Genomic DNA, 14,849 nt, shown 5'->3' with positions numbered 1-14,849 from the left:
AGGATAGACGCATGGCTCTTCCCGAGTTCTCCATGCGCCAGTTGCTCGAAGCTGGCGTTCACTTTGGCCACCAGACGCAGCGCTGGAACCCCCGCATGGGCGAGTTCATCTACGGTGCGCGCAACGGCATCCACATTATCGACCTGACGCAGACCGTGCCGATGCTCGACGCGGCGCTCAACGCGATCCGCGAGACCGTCGCCAAGAACGGTCGCGTTCTCTTCGTCGGCACCAAGCGCCAGGCTTCCGCACCCGTCGCAGAAGCGGCCGAGAAGTGCGCCCAGTACTACATGAACCACCGCTGGCTCGGTGGCACGCTGACCAACTGGCAGACCGTGAGCCAGTCGATCCAGCGCCTCAAGCAGATCGACGAACAGATGGACGCAGGTGCCGAGGGTCTCACCAAGAAAGAGCGCCTTCACATGGAGCGCGAGCAGGAGAAGCTGACGCTTTCGCTCGGCGGCATCCGCGAGATGGGCGGCGTTCCCGACATGCTCTTCGTCATCGACGTCAAGAAAGAGCAGCTCGCCGTGGCAGAAGCCAACAAGCTGGGCATTCCGGTCGTGGCCGTGGTCGACACCAACTGCTCGCCCAAGGGCATCGACTACATCATCCCGGGCAACGATGACGCCGCACGCGCCATTTCGCTCTACTGCGATCTCGTCAGCCGCGCCGCGCTGGACGGCATGACCGCGCAGCTCGACGCCGCGGGTGTCGACCTGGGTTCGTTGGAAGACGCGCCGGTCGAAGAAGCCGCTGCCGAGCCCGCGCAGGGCTGAGCCCGTCGCAAAAGCGACATGCATCCGTGACATGAGCGGGTGGCCCCCGGGCCACCCGATAGCAAGACGAGACGAGGAGAGCCGAAGATGGCGATCACTGCTGCACAGGTGAAAGAACTGCGCGAGATGACCGGCGCAGGCATGATGGATGCCAAGAAGGCGCTGACCGAGTCCGACGGTGACATGGACGCCGCCGTTGATTGGCTGCGCACCAAGGGCCTTGCCAAGGCGGCCAAGAAATCCGGTCGTACCGCGGCAGAGGGCCTTGTCGCTGTGAAGGTCGAGGGTGGCACCGGTGTCGCCGTCGAAGTGAACTCTGAAACCGACTTCGTCGCCAAGAACGCTGACTTCCAGGACATGGTGTCCAAGATTGCCGACGCCGCCGTTTCGGTCGACGACGTCGAGGCGCTGAAGAACACGACGATCGACGGCAAGTCCGTGAACGATACGATCACCGACAAGATCGCCACGATTGGCGAGAACATGTCGGTGCGCCGCATGGTGAAGCTTGAGGGCGAAACCGTTGCAACCTACGTGCACAACGCTGCTGCGCCCGGCATGGGCCAGATCGGCGTCGTCGTCGCGATGACCGGCGGTGACGAGGCCTTCGGCCGCCAGGTTGCTATGCACATCGCGGCGGCCAACCCGCAGGCGCTGAACGCTGACTCGCTCGACGCAGACGCCGTCGAGAAAGAGCGCCAGATCCAGATGGACATCGCGCGCGAGTCCGGCAAGCCCGAGGCCGTCATCGAGAAGATGATCGAAGGGCGCATGCGCAAGTACCTCGCCGAGATCACGCTGATGGGTCAGCAGTTCGTGGTGAATCCCGACCTGACGGTCGAGAAGGCCGCAGAAGAAGCCGGCGCGACCATCACGGGCTACGTCCGCCTGCAGGTCGGCGAAGGCATCGAGAAGGAACAGGAAGACTTCGCAGCCGAAGTCGCCAAGGCGGCGCAGGGCTGAAGTCCGAAAGAAAGCAGGGAGCCGCCCGGGCATCGGGCGACTCCCAACCTCTGGCGATCCCCGCCAGGACAATGGGGATGAAACGGCAGGGCGTCGTTCGAGGATGCCGGCCGCAGCGCTGCTCAAATTTCAACGCTACGACCAGCTCCGGTTGGGACCGGAGGAGAAGCCTGGCCCGGAAATCGCCGGGGTTGCTCCTCCTATGTTCCATGGCCAAAGCCACCACTCACGGAACACCCCTACATTGACAATTAACGTTGCGTTAAAAAAGTCCGGATTTCCGGACCTAGGCGAAATTTGACATCATTGATTGCAATCGGCTGATAATATTTGGTTTTTGCGAAGGGTGATTTTTGGTTTTCGAAATATAGCACTGACGCGCTTAATTCCGTCGCTTTCTGAGTTCAACTCCAGGTGGAGTGAGAAAAGGCAATACGCGCCTCGGGAAATCAGAGTCGTTCGCCTCAGGCCGGCAGGATGTACATCTGGTTGTGGAACGCCGCTTTCGCGACGGCTTGGGCCGTCGTCTCGACGTTCAGCGTTTCCCGGGCAAGGCGCAGATGTTTCTCCACGGTGGCCTGTGTCAGACCCATGATCTGGGCGATATCCTGCATGGTCTTGCCGTCGCCGACCCACTCCAGCGCTTCGCGCTGCCTGGGGGTGAGGTTCTGATGGGGCAGGGTGACCGGTAGCGTCAGGATCTTCAGGTGCACGATGTTGTTCAGCAGCAGGATGTCCTCACCGCTTTCCTGCCAGATCTGGTCCACACGGTCCTGTGTAAGGTCGGCGCGGCCGACGAGCGCGATCGCGCCCTTGGATCGGCTCGAAACGGATCGGAAGCTGATCGAATACCCTGCGTGAACCTTGTGGTTCAGGTTGAACTCCACGACCTTGCTTTCCTGCTCGGTCAGCTGTCCATTGGAAATCCGATCGACCATCGCGCGCCAGCTGCAGTGGCCTTCGTTCTCGAGGGCCCATTTGACCATGGGCGCATGCTTGTAGAGGCCACCTTCGACGAACCCTTGGCGATAGGTCTGTTCGTGGTTCGTGAGGACGATGAAATCGTTCGGATCGCCAAGTGAATTCGGCGTCCGGAACCGGGTGAATCCGTAAAGCAGCCGATCGAACCCGTAGCTCGCCATCCGGCGGCAGTGCATCTGCCAGAGGTGCTCGACGCTGTCGACTTGGGTCAGCTCGATCATTTCCGCGCGAAGTTCCGGCTTCATGACTTTGCCTCCAGATGACCAATCAGCGCGTCGACCGCGAGCGTGTAGCCGCGGGCACCAAACCCGCAGATCTGTCCCAGCGCGACGGGTGCGATATAGCTCTTGTGACGAAAGCTCTCACGCGCGTGGATATTGGAAAGGTGCAGTTCGATCACCGGGAGCTGCACGGACGAGATCGCGTCCATCAGCGCGACGGACGTGTGCGTGTAGGCGCCTGCGTTGAGAACGACACCGTCATGTGTGCCACGCGCGTCATGCAGCGCGTCGACGAGTTGACCTTCGTGGTTGGACTGCAGGAAGGTGACTGAGACGCCGGAGCTTTCCGCGTGGCTTCGGCACATCTCTTCGATATCGGCAAGCGTGGTGCTGCCATAGACCTCGGGCTGGCGGGTCCCGAGCAGGTTCAGGTTGGGGCCGTTGAGGACGAGTATCGAATGCATCTGCTACCGTGGACTTGGACGGATTGAATATGGGCGTTGGGCGACCTGCAACGTCTTTGAAGAAGGCCGTACTATCGGTCAAACCTTACCTCGTGTCGAGACCGTGGATAGCCCCGGCGATGTTACATCGAGACGTCAATCAGCCAACCTGCGACCGATGGAATTTCCTGGACGTTCATATATCAACATAATACTGATTATCGGATTTAAATAGGCGAACGCAGCAGCCATTGGGGCTGCTGCTCTCTTGCTCAGAAGAACGCCTGAAGTCCGGTCTGGGCGCGGCCCAGGATAAGCGCGTGGACGTCATGTGTTCCCTCGTAGGTATTGACCGTCTCGAGGTTGATCATGTGCCGGATCACCTGGAACTCGGCCGAGATACCGTTGCCCCCGTGCATGTCCCGGGCCATCCGCGCGATGTCGAGCGCCTTGCCGCAGTTGTTGCGCTTGATGAGCGAGATCATCTCGGGTGCGGCCTGCGCCTCGTCCATCAGCCGGCCGACTCTGAGGCTCGCCTGGAGCCCCAGCGCGATCTCGGTCTGCATGTCGGCCAGCTTCTTCTGGAAAAGCTGGTTCTGCGCCAGCGGCCGGTTGAACTGCTTGCGGTCCAGCCCGTACTGGCGCGCGGCCTGCCAGCAGAACTCGGCGGCGCCCATGACGCCCCAGGAGATGCCGTAGCGGGCCCTGTTCAGACATCCGAAAGGCCCTTTAAGGCCCTGAACATTCGGAAGAAGTGCGTCTTCTCCGACTTCCACTCCTTCCATGACGATTTCGCCGGTGACCGAGGCGCGCAGGCTCAGCTTGTTGCCGACCTTGGGTGCGCTCAGGCCCTTCATGCCCTTGTCGAGCACGAAGCCGCGGATCTTGCCGTCATGTGCGTCCGACTTGGCCCAGACCACGAACACGTCGGCAATCGGCGAATTCGAGATCCACATCTTGGTACCGGTGATACGGTAGCCGCCGTCGATCTTCTCGGCGCGCGTCTTCATGCCGGCGGGGTCGCTGCCGGCGTCGGGCTCAGTCAGGCCGAAGCAGCCGATCAGCTTGCCGCTTGCCAGTCCGGGTAGATATTTCTGGCGCTGCTCCTCGCTGCCGTAGGCGTAGATGGGATACATCACGAGGCTCGATTGCACCGACATCATCGAGCGATAGCCGGAATCGATCCGCTCGATTTCGCGGGCAACAAGCCCGTAGGACACGTAAGAACCGCCGAGACCGCCGTATTCTTCTGGGACCGTCACACCCAGAAGGCCCATTTCTCCCATTTCCTCAAAGACTTCGGGCTCGACCTTCTCTTCGTTGTAGGCGTCGATCACTCGTGGCGCGAGCTTTTCCGAGGCGTAGGCGCGCGCGCTTTCAGCGATCATGCGCTCTTCTTCGTCGAGTTGGTCGCTCAGGCGGAACGGATCCTCCCAGTCGAAGCGCCCCAGGTCGGGCGCATCCTTGGCCTTCAACGCCGGTTGGGTCTTGGGCATCTCGTTCATCTGGGCTCTCCTTGACTCGTCGTGCGCAGCATAGTGACTGTTGCCGCTGGGAAAAGCCCATTGGTGCCCTGCCCGCTCTTGCGCCCTTTCGCGCGCCGCGTCACAAGGCGGCCATGACGACCCGCCCCGACATTCTCTGCATCGGTTCCGTCCTGTGGGACGTGATCGGACGTACGCGGCTGCACATGCAGCCAGGTGCAGACGTGCCGGGCCGGATCGAGCGTCTGCCGGGCGGCGTGGCGCTGAACATCGCCGTCACTCTGACGCGCTTCGGGCTGCGGCCCGCGCTCTTGTCCTCGGTGGGACGCGATACCGAGGGTGACGCGCTTGTCGCCACCTGCGAGGCGCTCGGCATCCAGACCGAATTTCTCTATAGATCCGAGGATCTTCCGACGGACCGTTACATGGCGATCGAGGGCGCGAACGGCCTGGTTGCGGCCATCGCCGACGCCCATTCCCTCGAAGCCGCCGGTGCCAAGGTGCTTCGTCCGCTCGAAGACGGCGCGCTCGGGACCGAGGCGAAGCCCTGGCGCGGGCTTGTTGCGCTTGACGGTAACCTGACCGTGGCGCTTCTCGAGGAGATCGCGCATGCGCAGTCATTCGCCGGGGCCGATCTTCGCATCGCGCCCGCAAGCCCCGGCAAGGCCGAGCGCCTGTTGCCCTTCCTGCGGGCCGGGCACGGAACGCTCTACGTCAACCTCGAGGAAGCCGGCCTGCTGTGCCAGGACCGGTTCGACGATGCCGAAACCGCTGCCGGCACCCTGATCGGTCGCGGGGCGGCGCGGGCCATCGTCACCAACGGCGGGCAGCTTTGCTGTGACGCCACGGCCGACGGGCTTCTGACCGCCCTGCCCCCAAAGGTTCTTGTCACCCGCGTCACCGGCGCTGGCGACAGTTTCATGGCCGCGCATATCGCGGCCGAACGCGACGGCGCCGACCGGCCCGCGGCACTTGCCCGGGCGCTATCTGCTGCCGCCGCCCATGTTTCCGGAGATCTCGCCGAATGACCCCCACGTATTCCCGGGAAGTGGCCCGGGCCAAGTCCGAGGGGCTGCCCCTCGTCGCGCTCGAGTCCACCATCATCACCCACGGCATGCCCTGGCCGAAGAACCTCGAAATGGCGCGTGAGGTCGAACAGACCATCCGCGACTGCGGCGCGGTTCCGGCGACCATCGCCGTCATCGAGGGCACGCTGCACGTCGGCCTCGAAGCCGAGCAGCTGGAGACACTCGCGCAGGCGCAGCGCGTCGCCAAGCTGAGCCGCGCCGACATGGCCGCCTGCATGGCGACAGGTGGAACCGGTGCCACGACCGTGGCCGCCACGATGATCGGCGCGCATCTCGCCGGGATCGAGGTCTTTGCCACCGGCGGTATCGGCGGTGTCCACCGGGGCGCCGAAAGCAGCTTCGACATCTCCGCCGACCTGCATGAGCTTGCTCAGACACCGGTGACCGTCGTCGCGGCTGGTGCGAAGGCGATCCTCGACCTGCCCAAGACCCTCGAGGTGCTCGAGACGCTTGGTGTGCCGGTCATCGCCTACGGCCAGCAGACGCTGCCGGCCTTCTGGTCGCGCGACGCTGGCCTGCGCGCGCCGCTCAGCATGGACAGCGCCGAGGCGATTGCGAAAGCGCATGCGACGCGGGGTGCGCTCGGGCTGCCCGGCGGACAACTGGTGGCGAACCCGATCCCGGCCGAGGCCGAGATCCCGCGCGCCGTCATGATGCCGGTCATCCAGCGCGCCAATGCCGATGCCGCCGAGCATGGCATCAGCGGCAAGGATCTCACGCCCTACCTGCTGCAGCGGATCTACGAGCTGACCGAGGGCCGGTCGCTGACCGCCAACATCGCGCTTGTCCTCAACAACGCGCGTCTTGCCGCTGGTATTGCTCAGGCCTTGGGCAAGGCCGAGGGGCGGTGAACCATCCCGCGCGAGGACCATTGTAGTGGCAGCAGAAACTGCCTAGCTTCCCGCTGAACGACCCGAGAGAAGAGATGACCACCCCGAACGACCCCGAAAAACGCGGCCCGGGTGCTTTCTCCAGCCTTCGTGCCTCATTCCTGACGGGGATCGTGGTCATCGCCCCTGTAGGCCTGACTGTATGGCTCCTCTGGTCGGTGATCGGCTTCGTGGATGGCTTCGTCCTGCCTTTTGTGCCGGACGCCTACCAGCCCGAAGGACTGATCAACCGCTGGATCGGCAACACCGATCCGACGTCGAGCGATTGGATCAACATCAATATCCGTGGCGTCGGCGTTGTGGTGTTCCTGCTCTTCACGCTGATGGTGGGCTGGATCGCCAAGGGGCTGATCGGGCGGTCTCTGATCCGCGCGGCCGAGGGCGTCGTGGACCGGACGCCGATCGTGCGCTCCATCTACTCGGGCATCAAGCAGATCGCCGAGACGGTCTTTGCCCAGAGCGAGCGCAGCTTCGAAACCGCCTGCCTTGTCGAGTATCCGCGTCGGGGCATCTGGGCGATCGGCTTCATCTCGACCGATGCAAGGGGCGAAATCGCGGAGAAGGCGTCGCATATGGCGGGGCTGATCTCGGTCTTCGTGCCGACGACCCCGAACCCCACGTCGGGTTTTCTGCTGTTCATTCCCAAGGAAGACGTGATCGAGCTCGACATGAGCATCGAGGACGCGGCCAAGCTGGTGATCTCGGCGGGGCTTGTCTATCCCAACGGCAAGGATGCCAAGGCCGCGCTGGAATCGCGGGAGATCTGAGCGATCAGCCGAACATGCTGCGCAGGTCGACGGTCTGGCGTTCGCCGATGTCGTCGTAGTGCAGCCGCAGGAAGTCGCCCGCCGCGCGGCGCCCGGCGGCCTTCAGCTCGGCAATGACCGAAGGGACCGCGACAAGCTTTGTCGCGACGGAAAGGTCGTTCATGAGCCCGTCGTCGGAGATCATGTGCACGAGCACGCGCTTCATCGTCCCTTCCGGCACCGACCGCTCCACGAGCAGACGTTGCACAAAATCGATGGCCCGCAGTTCCCGGAGAAGCGAGGAATTGAAGCTGATCTCGTTGATCCGGTTCTGGATCTCGGGGGGCGTCACGGGCAGGTCCTGCCTGTGCAGCGGGTTGATGTTGATGATGACGATGTCGTCCGGAAGATCACGCTCGAAGAGCGGGAAAAGTGCCGGATTGCCGGTGTAGCCGCCGTCCCAGAAGGCCTCCATCACACCTGTCACAGGGTCCTCGACCTCGACCGCCTGGAACATGGTCGGCAGGCAGGCGGACGCAAGTATCGCCTCGGTCGAGATGTTGTGGCGTGTGAAAACCCGGATCTTGCCGTCACGCACGGAAGTCGCGCAGATGCAGAGCCGTGGCCCCGCGTCCGCACAGACCCGCCCGAAATCGAGCTTTTCGACGATGGGCTGCAGCGGGTTCTTGTAGAACGGCCCCCAAGCATAGGGCGAGACCATGCGCGACGCCGTATCGGTCAGCATGTAGGGCAAGGAGTACTCGAGCGTCTTGCTGATGATGCCGGGCGACGGCAGCCAAGCCTGCATCCAGGCCGGCATGCGCATGTCGTCCAGCGATGCGACCTGGGTCCAGACCCAGTCGAGCATTTCGCGCGCGCCGGCGTTGCCGTCGGCAAGGATACCCGCCTTGACCGCCGCCCCGTTCAGGGCACCCGCCGAAGTGCCGGAAATCGCGGCGATCTCGATCCCGTCCTCTTCGAGGATACGGTCCAAGACCCCCCAGGTGAACGCGCCGTGGGCGCCTCCGCCCTGGAGGGCAAGGTTGATGCGTTTCACCATGTGGCCGCCTCTCGGGAATGCCTCAGGGACGGTTTCAGAGCGCTGTCCAGCCGCCGTCCACGCTGATTGTCGTGCCCGTGATCTGGTTCGCCGCGGACGAGCAGAGGAAGACGGCCGTCCCGCCGATCTCTTCGACCGTCGCGAATTCCTTCGACGGCTGGCGGTCCAGGATGACCTTCTGGATCACGTCTTCCTCGGTCATGTCGTACTTCTTGGCAGTGTCGGGGATCTGCGCCTCGACCAGAGGGGTCTTCACATAACCGGGGCAGATCGCGTTCGCGGTGATCGGCTCCTGCGCGGTCTCGAGCGCCACGGTCTTGGTGAGGCCGACGACGCCGTGCTTGGCCGCGACGTAGGCGGACTTGTAGGGCGATGCCGTCAGGCCGTGCGCCGAGGCGATGTTGACCACCCTGCCCCAACCCGCCTTGCGCATCATCGGAAGCGCGGCTGCCGTGCAGTGGAAGGCCGAACTGAGGTTGATCGCGATGATCGCATCCCATTTCCCGACCGGGAACTCTTCTACCGGTGCGACATGCTGGATGCCTGCGTTGTTCACGAGGATGTCGCAGGCGCCGGCCTTCTCGATCAGGGCATGGCACTCGTCCGCCTTGGACATGTCCGCTTGGATGTAGCGGACCTTCACGCCGTGTTCCCTGGCGATCTCGTCGGCGAGCTTGTGATCTTCGTCATCATCGGTGAAGGAGTTGATGACCACATCGGCCCCGGCGCGCGCCAGTTCGTGCGCGACCCCCAACCCGATGCCGGAATTGGAGCCTGTGATAACCGCGGTCTTGCCTTGCAGTGACATTGGATCTTCCTTCAGCGCCGTTTGCATCTGCAGCGTAACATGGCGCGCGTCCCCGCTCGGGGAAAGGTGACAGAGTGCGCGGAAGGCAAAAAAACGCCGGCACAAGGCCGGCGTTCAGTCATTGAGGCAGGTTTCATACAGGCAAGAAACCTATCGAGCAGTGAGTTCTTTATAAGCGTTTAAGCGCCGGAGTCCAAGCTAAAAGTTTGAAATGCCTCGGTCCAGCCGGTACAGTTTGAGCCAATAAAATAAGGGCAGTGAGGAAGTGTTGCGGGCATGAAGCATGATTTTTCGCGTTCTATTAGAGGCTTGACGGCCACTCTTGCAGTGATGGTTTCAGCCGGATTCGCAAGCGCCGCGCCACAGCACGGGATCGCGATGTACGGAGAGCCCCAGCTGCCCGCCGACTACGATCATCTGCCCTACGCCAACCCCGACGCGCCCAAGGGCGGGCGCATCGTCACCGGCGAAGTCGGCAGCTTCAACAGTCTCAATCCGCTCATCCTCAAGGGCAGCACGCCCTGGCAGCTTCGGTTCCTGGCCTACGAAAGCCTCATGGGGCGTTCCTACGACGAGCCCTTTACGCTCTATTGCCTGCTTTGCGAGACCTTGGAAGTCGGCCCCGAGCGCGAATGGGTGGAGTTCACGCTGCGCGAGGAAGCCGCCTTCTCGGACGGCACACCCGTGACGGTCGACGATGTCATGTGGTCCTACGAGACGCTCAGCACCGAGGGGCATCCGCGCTACGCCAGCGTCTGGAACCAGGTCGAGACGATGGAGCAGACCGGGCCACGGTCCCTGCGCTTCACCTTTGCGACCGACAACCGCGAGCTTGCCCTTCTGATCGGGATGCGTCCGATCCTGAAGAAGGCCCAGTGGGAAGGGCGAGATTTCACCGACAGCGGTCTTGATGTCATTCCGATCTCGACCGCGCCCTACGTGGTCGACAGTTTCGAGCCCGGGCGCAGCGTGACGCTGAAGCGCAATCCCGACTACTGGGGCAAGGACGTTGCCTTCATGCGCGGCCAGGCGAACATCGACGAGATCGTCATGGAATTCTTCACCGACGGGACCGCCGCTTTCGAGGCCTTCAAGGCGGGGCTCGTCACCTCGAACCGTGAGACGAATGCCCAGAAATGGGCCACGCAGTACGACTTCCCCGCCGTCCAGAGCGGCGACGTCATCAAGTCGGTGATCCCGCACGAGCGCCCCTCGGGCATGACGGGCTTTGTCATGAACACGCGCCGCGGGGTGTTTTCAGACTGGCAGGTGCGCTCCGCCATGCTGCATGCGTTCAACTTCGAGTACATCAACGATACTATGACCGGCGGCGAACAGCCCCGGATCGCCTCCTATTTCTCGAACTCGGTGCTGGGCATGGAGGACGGCCCCGCCAAAGGGCGCGTGCGCGAGATGCTCCAACCCTACGCTGACACGCTGCCTCAGGGCGCGCTCGAAGGGTACAGCCTGCCCATGGGCGACGGAAGCGCCCGCAACCGCCAGAACCTGCGCAAGGCCATTTCGCTCATGGCCGATGCGGGCTGGACCATTCAAGATGGCCGGATGCGCAACGCGGAGGGTCAGCCCTTCACCTTCGAGATCGTGCTTCCGCAGGGGGCGACCGAGGAACAGTCGATCATCGACCTGTATGCCAGCGCACTCGAACGCATGGGGATCACGCCCCGCATCACGGTTATCGATCCGGCCCAGTACAACGAGCGGACCGACAATTTCGATTTCGACATGACCTACCACCGGTGGGGCCTGTCCCTCTCCCCTGGGAACGAGCAGCGTAGCTATTGGGGATGTGACGCGGCCGATACGGTCGGGTCGCGCAACATGATGGGCATGTGTTCCGAAGCGGCCGACGGGCTGATCGACACCCTTCTCAACTCGGAAAGCCGCGAGGACTTCGTCGCCGCGACGCGGGCGCTCGACCGCGTGCTGACCGCCGGGCGTTACGTGATCCCGATCTACCAGTGGAACATCAGCCGGATCGCCCATGCCGCGGAACTGAAGTATCCCGAGGAGTTGCCGATCTACGGGGACTGGATCGGTTGGCAACCCGACGTCTGGTGGTACGAGGAAGAGTGACGTAGCATCAACTTGCGCGGCGCTGTAGCCACGCGCCGGGCAGGCCGGACAAACCGGCCGCCCAAGGCAAAATGAACGAGGCAGAGCATGAAACCCATTGTTATCCTTGTCGGAGCACTCACCCTCTTGTCCGCATGTGCCACGATTGACGGCATCGGTCAGGACATCTCGGCAGGAGCCCGGCAGGTCGAACGGATGTTCTGATCACTCCGCGTCTAGCGCGCGATCACGATATCCGCCCGGAGCCCACCCAGACGCTCGGATTCCGCCAGCCGCAGCACGCCGCCGTGGGCGCGCGCGATGTCCGCGGCGATGGCCAGCCCGAGGCCCACACCGGTGCCCCGATCCTGGTTGCGCGCGGGATCGAGCCGCACAAAGGGGCGCATGGCCTGCTCGCGTGCATCCGGCGCGATTCCGGGGCCGTCATCCTCGACGCGAATGCAAAGGGATTTCGGCGTGATCTTCACCGAAAGCTCGCAAATCGTCCCGTAACGTACTGCATTTGCGATAAGATTCTCGATCGCGCGGCGCATCGCCGTCGGCCGAAGCACGAGGATGCCCTCGCCCTCGATATCGGCAACCTTCACCGGTTGCCCGCTCCGTACGGCATCCTCGACGATACCCTGCACCAGCGCCACCGGATTGGTCGCCTCAGGCGGCCCGGCTTCGCTTTCTCCACGCGCGAAGGCGAGGAAGGCGTCGATCAGACGCTGCATGTCCTCCACGTCCCGCTCCAGCGGCTCGCGATCTTCGTCGTCGAGCATTGAAAGGCCAAGGCGCAGCCGCGTCAGAGGTGTGCGCAGGTCATGGCTGACACCCGAGAGCATGAGCGTCCGCTGTTCTATCTGGCGTTCGATCCGCGCCCGCATGTCGAGAAAGGCATGCCCGGCTGCCCTGACCTCCACAGCACCGGCCGGCGAATAGCGGACCACCTGCCCCTTGCCGAAGGCCTCGGCGGCGTCGGCGAGCCGGGTGATCGGCCGCAGCTGGTTGCGCAGGTAGATGAAGGCCACAACGGTCATGAGCACGCCGAAGAAGAGCATGTTGACGAAAAGCTGGTGAGCGTTGGGCGGCGACGCGCGCCGCCTGGCCGCTTCCACGCGCCACAGCTGCCCGTCGCGTTCGATGAAAAGCACGAGGTTACGGTCGTTCGGCAGTTCGACTCGTTCCAACCCGTGGACGCGCGCGCGCAGTGTGGCGTTCACCACGATCCCGGTCAGGTCGTACCATCGCCGGCTGTCCGCCTCCGGAAGGGCCTCCTCGGAGACTTCCTCGACGTCCAGCTCCAGGGCGAGGGGTAGGATCGGGTCGTCCGGGCCCTCTGACAGCACGAGGTTGACCGTCCGGGCAAGCTCCTGGCTCAGTTGTTCTGTCACCCCGGTGAAGTGACGCTGCAGGAAGACCACCGAGACCACCAGCTGGAGCGTCACGACGGGAAGCACGAGAATCAGCGCGGCGCGGCCATAAAGGCTGCGCGGCATGTAGCGTTTGAGCCAAGCGAAGGTCATGGGCTAAGCCTTACCCTGCCCCTGTTCCCTGTTCCATGGACAACTCCGCGATGACCGACCCGCAGCCAGATTTCCGCCCTTCCCCGTTGATCCCGGAAAGGATCGCCCCCGGCCTGCGACGCATCCTCGCTCCCAACGCCTCGCCCATGACCTATCGCGGCACCAACACCTACCTGCTCGGCACGAGCGATATCGCCGTGATCGATCCGGGGCCTGACGACCCGAGCCAGCAGGCCGCAATCCTCGGGGCGCTGGAGCCCAGCCAGCGTATCTCCACCATCCTTGTGACCCACGCTCATCTCGATCACTCACCCCTTGCGCGGCGCCTGTCAGAGGCGACAGGCGCACCGGTGCTGGCCTTCGGAGACGCTGAAAGCGGACGGGCGCCCGACATGGCGCGCCTTGCCGACGCTGCCACAGTCGGCGGTGGCGAGGGCGTGGACATATCCTTTCGCCCGGATCGCACCCTTGGGGAGGGCGAAAGCTTGGAGGGAGACGGTTGGCGGCTGACGGCGATGCATCTACCGGGCCATTTCGGAAACCACATGGGCTTTGCCTGGGGTGACGCGCTCTTCTCCGGTGACCTCGTCATGGGCTGGGCGACCTCGCTGGTTTCGCCCCCGGACGGCGACCTGACGGCCTTCATGGCCTCGCTCCGACGGCTCCAGGCGCACCGCTGGTCTGTCTTCTACCCGGCACACGGTGCGCCGGTGACCTCGCCCGGGGATCGCCTGGCCGAGCTTGTCGCGCATCGCGAGGCGCGCGAGGCGGCAATCCTCGCGGCGCTTGAATCCGGTCCAGCCAGTGCAATCGGCCTCGCCACGCGGATCTACACCGAGACCCCTGCCCCGCTTCTGTCGGCAGCCCGACGAAATGTCCTCGCCCATCTCATTGATCTGCAAAGACGATCTTGCGTCGGCATTGATGAACCGCTCTCCGAGGCGAGCGTCGCTTGGTTGACCTGACGTCCTACCGAAATTCCCTGCACTTTTGTCGCAAAATCCTCTGGACGCCCTGAATCGTGGTTGCTATACGCGCCTCGTGTTCCGGCGTAGCTCAGCGGTAGAGCAGTTGACTGTTAATCAATTGGTCGTAGGTTCGATCCCTACCGCCGGAGCCATAAAAAGCCCTTCAAGTCAGTGACTTGGAGGGCTTTTTTGCTTCATCGTGTTCCTTCTGAAAATCGGAATCCTCCGTCAGGGTAACGCTTAGGGTAACAAGATCATTCCAAACGAAGAGTTCAGCTGATGACGAGCTTTGAAATCGTGCGCGACCTTGTCTTGCTCTTCCTGGGCGCAACAGGGACCCTTCTCTCAATCTACAACTATGTTGATGCGCGACGGCGATGCACTGCTCCCCAACCTTGGACCGCCGAAAGTTGGATTTTTCCGGCTGCCTCACGATGACGGGCCGGTGACGCCATCGGGATAATGCATGGCAATCGGGACGTTGTATCCGATCGCGCTGTGGGGTCGGTCCTCGTTGTAATGTCGACGCCAAGCTTCCAACTTTTCGCGCGCGTCGGCAAGGCTCATGAACCAGTGGGCGTTCAGGCATTCAGACCGGAGCTTGCTGTTGAACGCCTCGATGAACCCGTTGTCGGTCGGCTTTCCTGGCCGTGAGAAGTCCAGCGTGACATCGTTGGCATAGGCCCATAGGTCCAGGTCACGGGAGATAAACTCGCTGCCGTAGCACGTCGGGAAGAAGCGCTTTTTAAGGTTATGGCCACACGCGCAGCCCGCAAATAGCGCAGCGGGTGGCCATAACCGGGTCTCAGGTCTCAA

At 63.2% G+C, this 14,849-nt stretch carries 15 protein-coding genes and 1 tRNA gene; 9 read left to right on the top strand and 7 right to left on the bottom strand.

Annotated features, from left to right (window positions below; translation table 11 throughout):
• Positions 1-11: 11 nt before the first annotated feature.
• On the top strand, positions 12-779 hold the full coding sequence (rpsB, locus tag C8N44_RS09375; RefSeq protein ID WP_107975938.1) for a 30S ribosomal protein S2: 768 nt from the start codon (positions 12-14) through the stop codon (positions 777-779).
• Positions 780-866: 87 nt separating this feature from the next.
• Positions 867-1,742, top strand: coding sequence for a translation elongation factor Ts (tsf, locus tag C8N44_RS09370; protein ID WP_107975937.1), 876 nt, complete (start codon positions 867-869; stop codon positions 1,740-1,742).
• Between the two features lie 464 nt (positions 1,743-2,206).
• On the opposite strand, the gene C8N44_RS09365 is transcribed toward tsf, so the two are convergent.
• The 3 genes from C8N44_RS09365 to C8N44_RS09355 all read right to left on the bottom strand — a co-directional run bounded on the left by C8N44_RS09365 (position 2,207) and on the right by C8N44_RS09355 (position 4,883).
• Positions 2,207-2,968 carry a LuxR family transcriptional regulator gene (locus C8N44_RS09365; protein ID WP_107975936.1) on the bottom strand — a complete coding sequence of 254 codons (762 nt, stop codon included), beginning with the start codon at positions 2,966-2,968 and terminating at the stop codon, positions 2,207-2,209.
• Positions 2,965-3,408: a type II 3-dehydroquinate dehydratase gene (aroQ, locus tag C8N44_RS09360; protein WP_107975935.1), complete on the bottom strand. Its 444-nt coding sequence runs from the start codon at positions 3,406-3,408 to the stop codon at positions 2,965-2,967. Before aroQ ends, C8N44_RS09365 begins: the two co-directional genes overlap by 4 nt.
• A 251-nt stretch (positions 3,409-3,659) precedes the next feature.
• The gene (locus C8N44_RS09355; RefSeq protein ID WP_373282704.1) at positions 3,660-4,883 is read right to left on the bottom strand and encodes an acyl-CoA dehydrogenase; all 1,224 of its coding nucleotides are present in this window, start codon (positions 4,881-4,883) and stop codon (positions 3,660-3,662) included.
• Between the two features lie 122 nt (positions 4,884-5,005).
• On the opposite strand from C8N44_RS09355, the gene C8N44_RS09350 reads away from it, so the two are divergent.
• From C8N44_RS09350 to C8N44_RS09340, 3 genes are all read left to right on the top strand, one after another.
• A complete protein-coding gene (locus C8N44_RS09350) occupies positions 5,006-5,899 on the top strand; it encodes a PfkB family carbohydrate kinase (RefSeq protein ID WP_107975933.1) in 894 nt (297 codons plus the stop codon).
• Complete coding sequence (locus C8N44_RS09345) at positions 5,896-6,810, top strand: pseudouridine-5'-phosphate glycosidase (RefSeq protein WP_107975932.1); 915 nt, start codon at positions 5,896-5,898, stop codon at positions 6,808-6,810. Before C8N44_RS09350 ends, C8N44_RS09345 begins: the two co-directional genes overlap by 4 nt.
• A gap of 74 nt (positions 6,811-6,884) precedes the next feature.
• The gene (locus C8N44_RS09340; protein ID WP_107975931.1) at positions 6,885-7,616 is read left to right on the top strand and encodes a DUF502 domain-containing protein; all 732 of its coding nucleotides are present in this window, start codon (positions 6,885-6,887) and stop codon (positions 7,614-7,616) included.
• Positions 7,617-7,620: 4 nt separating this feature from the next.
• On the opposite strand, the gene C8N44_RS09335 is transcribed toward C8N44_RS09340, so the two are convergent.
• Together C8N44_RS09335 and C8N44_RS09330 are read right to left on the bottom strand one after the other, a co-directional pair.
• The gene (locus C8N44_RS09335) at positions 7,621-8,655 is read right to left on the bottom strand and encodes a patatin-like phospholipase family protein (protein ID WP_107975930.1); all 1,035 of its coding nucleotides are present in this window, start codon (positions 8,653-8,655) and stop codon (positions 7,621-7,623) included.
• Positions 8,656-8,689: 34 nt separating this feature from the next.
• The gene (locus tag C8N44_RS09330; protein WP_107975929.1) at positions 8,690-9,463 is read right to left on the bottom strand and encodes a 3-hydroxybutyrate dehydrogenase; all 774 of its coding nucleotides are present in this window, start codon (positions 9,461-9,463) and stop codon (positions 8,690-8,692) included.
• Positions 9,464-9,739: 276 nt separating this feature from the next.
• Between C8N44_RS09330 and C8N44_RS09325 the strand changes: the two genes are divergently transcribed.
• The gene (locus tag C8N44_RS09325; protein WP_107975928.1) at positions 9,740-11,557 is read left to right on the top strand and encodes an extracellular solute-binding protein; all 1,818 of its coding nucleotides are present in this window, start codon (positions 9,740-9,742) and stop codon (positions 11,555-11,557) included.
• An 87-nt stretch (positions 11,558-11,644) separates the two neighbouring features.
• On the top strand, positions 11,645-11,761 hold the full coding sequence (locus tag C8N44_RS09320) for an entericidin EcnA/B family protein (RefSeq protein WP_107975927.1): 117 nt from the start codon (positions 11,645-11,647) through the stop codon (positions 11,759-11,761).
• 11 nt (positions 11,762-11,772) lie between these two features.
• On the opposite strand, the gene C8N44_RS09315 is transcribed toward C8N44_RS09320, so the two are convergent.
• Complete coding sequence (locus C8N44_RS09315; RefSeq protein WP_107975926.1) at positions 11,773-13,065, bottom strand: ATP-binding protein; 1,293 nt, start codon at positions 13,063-13,065, stop codon at positions 11,773-11,775.
• 50 nt (positions 13,066-13,115) lie between these two features.
• On the opposite strand from C8N44_RS09315, the gene C8N44_RS09310 reads away from it, so the two are divergent.
• Positions 13,116-14,030 (top strand): MBL fold metallo-hydrolase, encoded by a 915-nt coding sequence (locus C8N44_RS09310; protein ID WP_107975925.1) that lies wholly within the window; start codon positions 13,116-13,118, stop codon positions 14,028-14,030.
• A gap of 80 nt (positions 14,031-14,110) precedes the next feature.
• Positions 14,111-14,185 (top strand) — tRNA-Asn (locus C8N44_RS09305).
• Positions 14,186-14,462: 277 nt separating this feature from the next.
• Here C8N44_RS09305 and C8N44_RS09300 read toward each other — a convergent pair.
• Positions 14,463-14,849 (bottom strand): integrase core domain-containing protein (locus tag C8N44_RS09300; RefSeq protein WP_245412992.1); only part of this gene is annotated, 387 nt, incomplete at its 5' end.

The organism is Allosediminivita pacifica (assembly GCF_003054175.1).
In the GTDB taxonomy this organism is placed as follows: domain Bacteria; phylum Pseudomonadota; class Alphaproteobacteria; order Rhodobacterales; family Rhodobacteraceae; genus Allosediminivita; species Allosediminivita pacifica.
This window is presented reverse-complemented; position numbering and strand designations above follow the sequence as displayed.

Excerpts from the sequence above, each read along its gene's own strand:
- rpsB (WP_107975938.1), top strand. The coding sequence starts at position 12 with ATGGCTCTTCCCGAGTTCTCCATGCGCCAGTTGCTCGAAGCTGGCGTT.
- tsf (WP_107975937.1), top strand. The coding sequence starts at position 867 with ATGGCGATCACTGCTGCACAGGTGAAAGAACTGCGCGAGATGACCGGC.
- C8N44_RS09365 (WP_107975936.1), bottom strand. The coding sequence starts at position 2,968 with ATGAAGCCGGAACTTCGCGCGGAAATGATCGAGCTGACCCAAGTCGAC.
- aroQ (WP_107975935.1), bottom strand. The coding sequence starts at position 3,408 with ATGCATTCGATACTCGTCCTCAACGGCCCCAACCTGAACCTGCTCGGG.
- C8N44_RS09355 (WP_373282704.1), bottom strand. The coding sequence starts at position 4,883 with ATGCCCAAGACCCAACCGGCGTTGAAGGCCAAGGATGCGCCCGACCTG.
- C8N44_RS09350 (WP_107975933.1), top strand. The coding sequence starts at position 5,006 with ATGACGACCCGCCCCGACATTCTCTGCATCGGTTCCGTCCTGTGGGAC.
- C8N44_RS09345 (WP_107975932.1), top strand. The coding sequence starts at position 5,896 with ATGACCCCCACGTATTCCCGGGAAGTGGCCCGGGCCAAGTCCGAGGGG.
- C8N44_RS09340 (WP_107975931.1), top strand. The coding sequence starts at position 6,885 with ATGACCACCCCGAACGACCCCGAAAAACGCGGCCCGGGTGCTTTCTCC.
- C8N44_RS09335 (WP_107975930.1), bottom strand. The coding sequence starts at position 8,655 with ATGGTGAAACGCATCAACCTTGCCCTCCAGGGCGGAGGCGCCCACGGC.
- C8N44_RS09330 (WP_107975929.1), bottom strand. The coding sequence starts at position 9,463 with ATGTCACTGCAAGGCAAGACCGCGGTTATCACAGGCTCCAATTCCGGC.
- C8N44_RS09325 (WP_107975928.1), top strand. The coding sequence starts at position 9,740 with ATGAAGCATGATTTTTCGCGTTCTATTAGAGGCTTGACGGCCACTCTT.
- C8N44_RS09320 (WP_107975927.1), top strand. The coding sequence starts at position 11,645 with ATGAAACCCATTGTTATCCTTGTCGGAGCACTCACCCTCTTGTCCGCA.
- C8N44_RS09315 (WP_107975926.1), bottom strand. The coding sequence starts at position 13,065 with ATGACCTTCGCTTGGCTCAAACGCTACATGCCGCGCAGCCTTTATGGC.
- C8N44_RS09310 (WP_107975925.1), top strand. The coding sequence starts at position 13,116 with ATGACCGACCCGCAGCCAGATTTCCGCCCTTCCCCGTTGATCCCGGAA.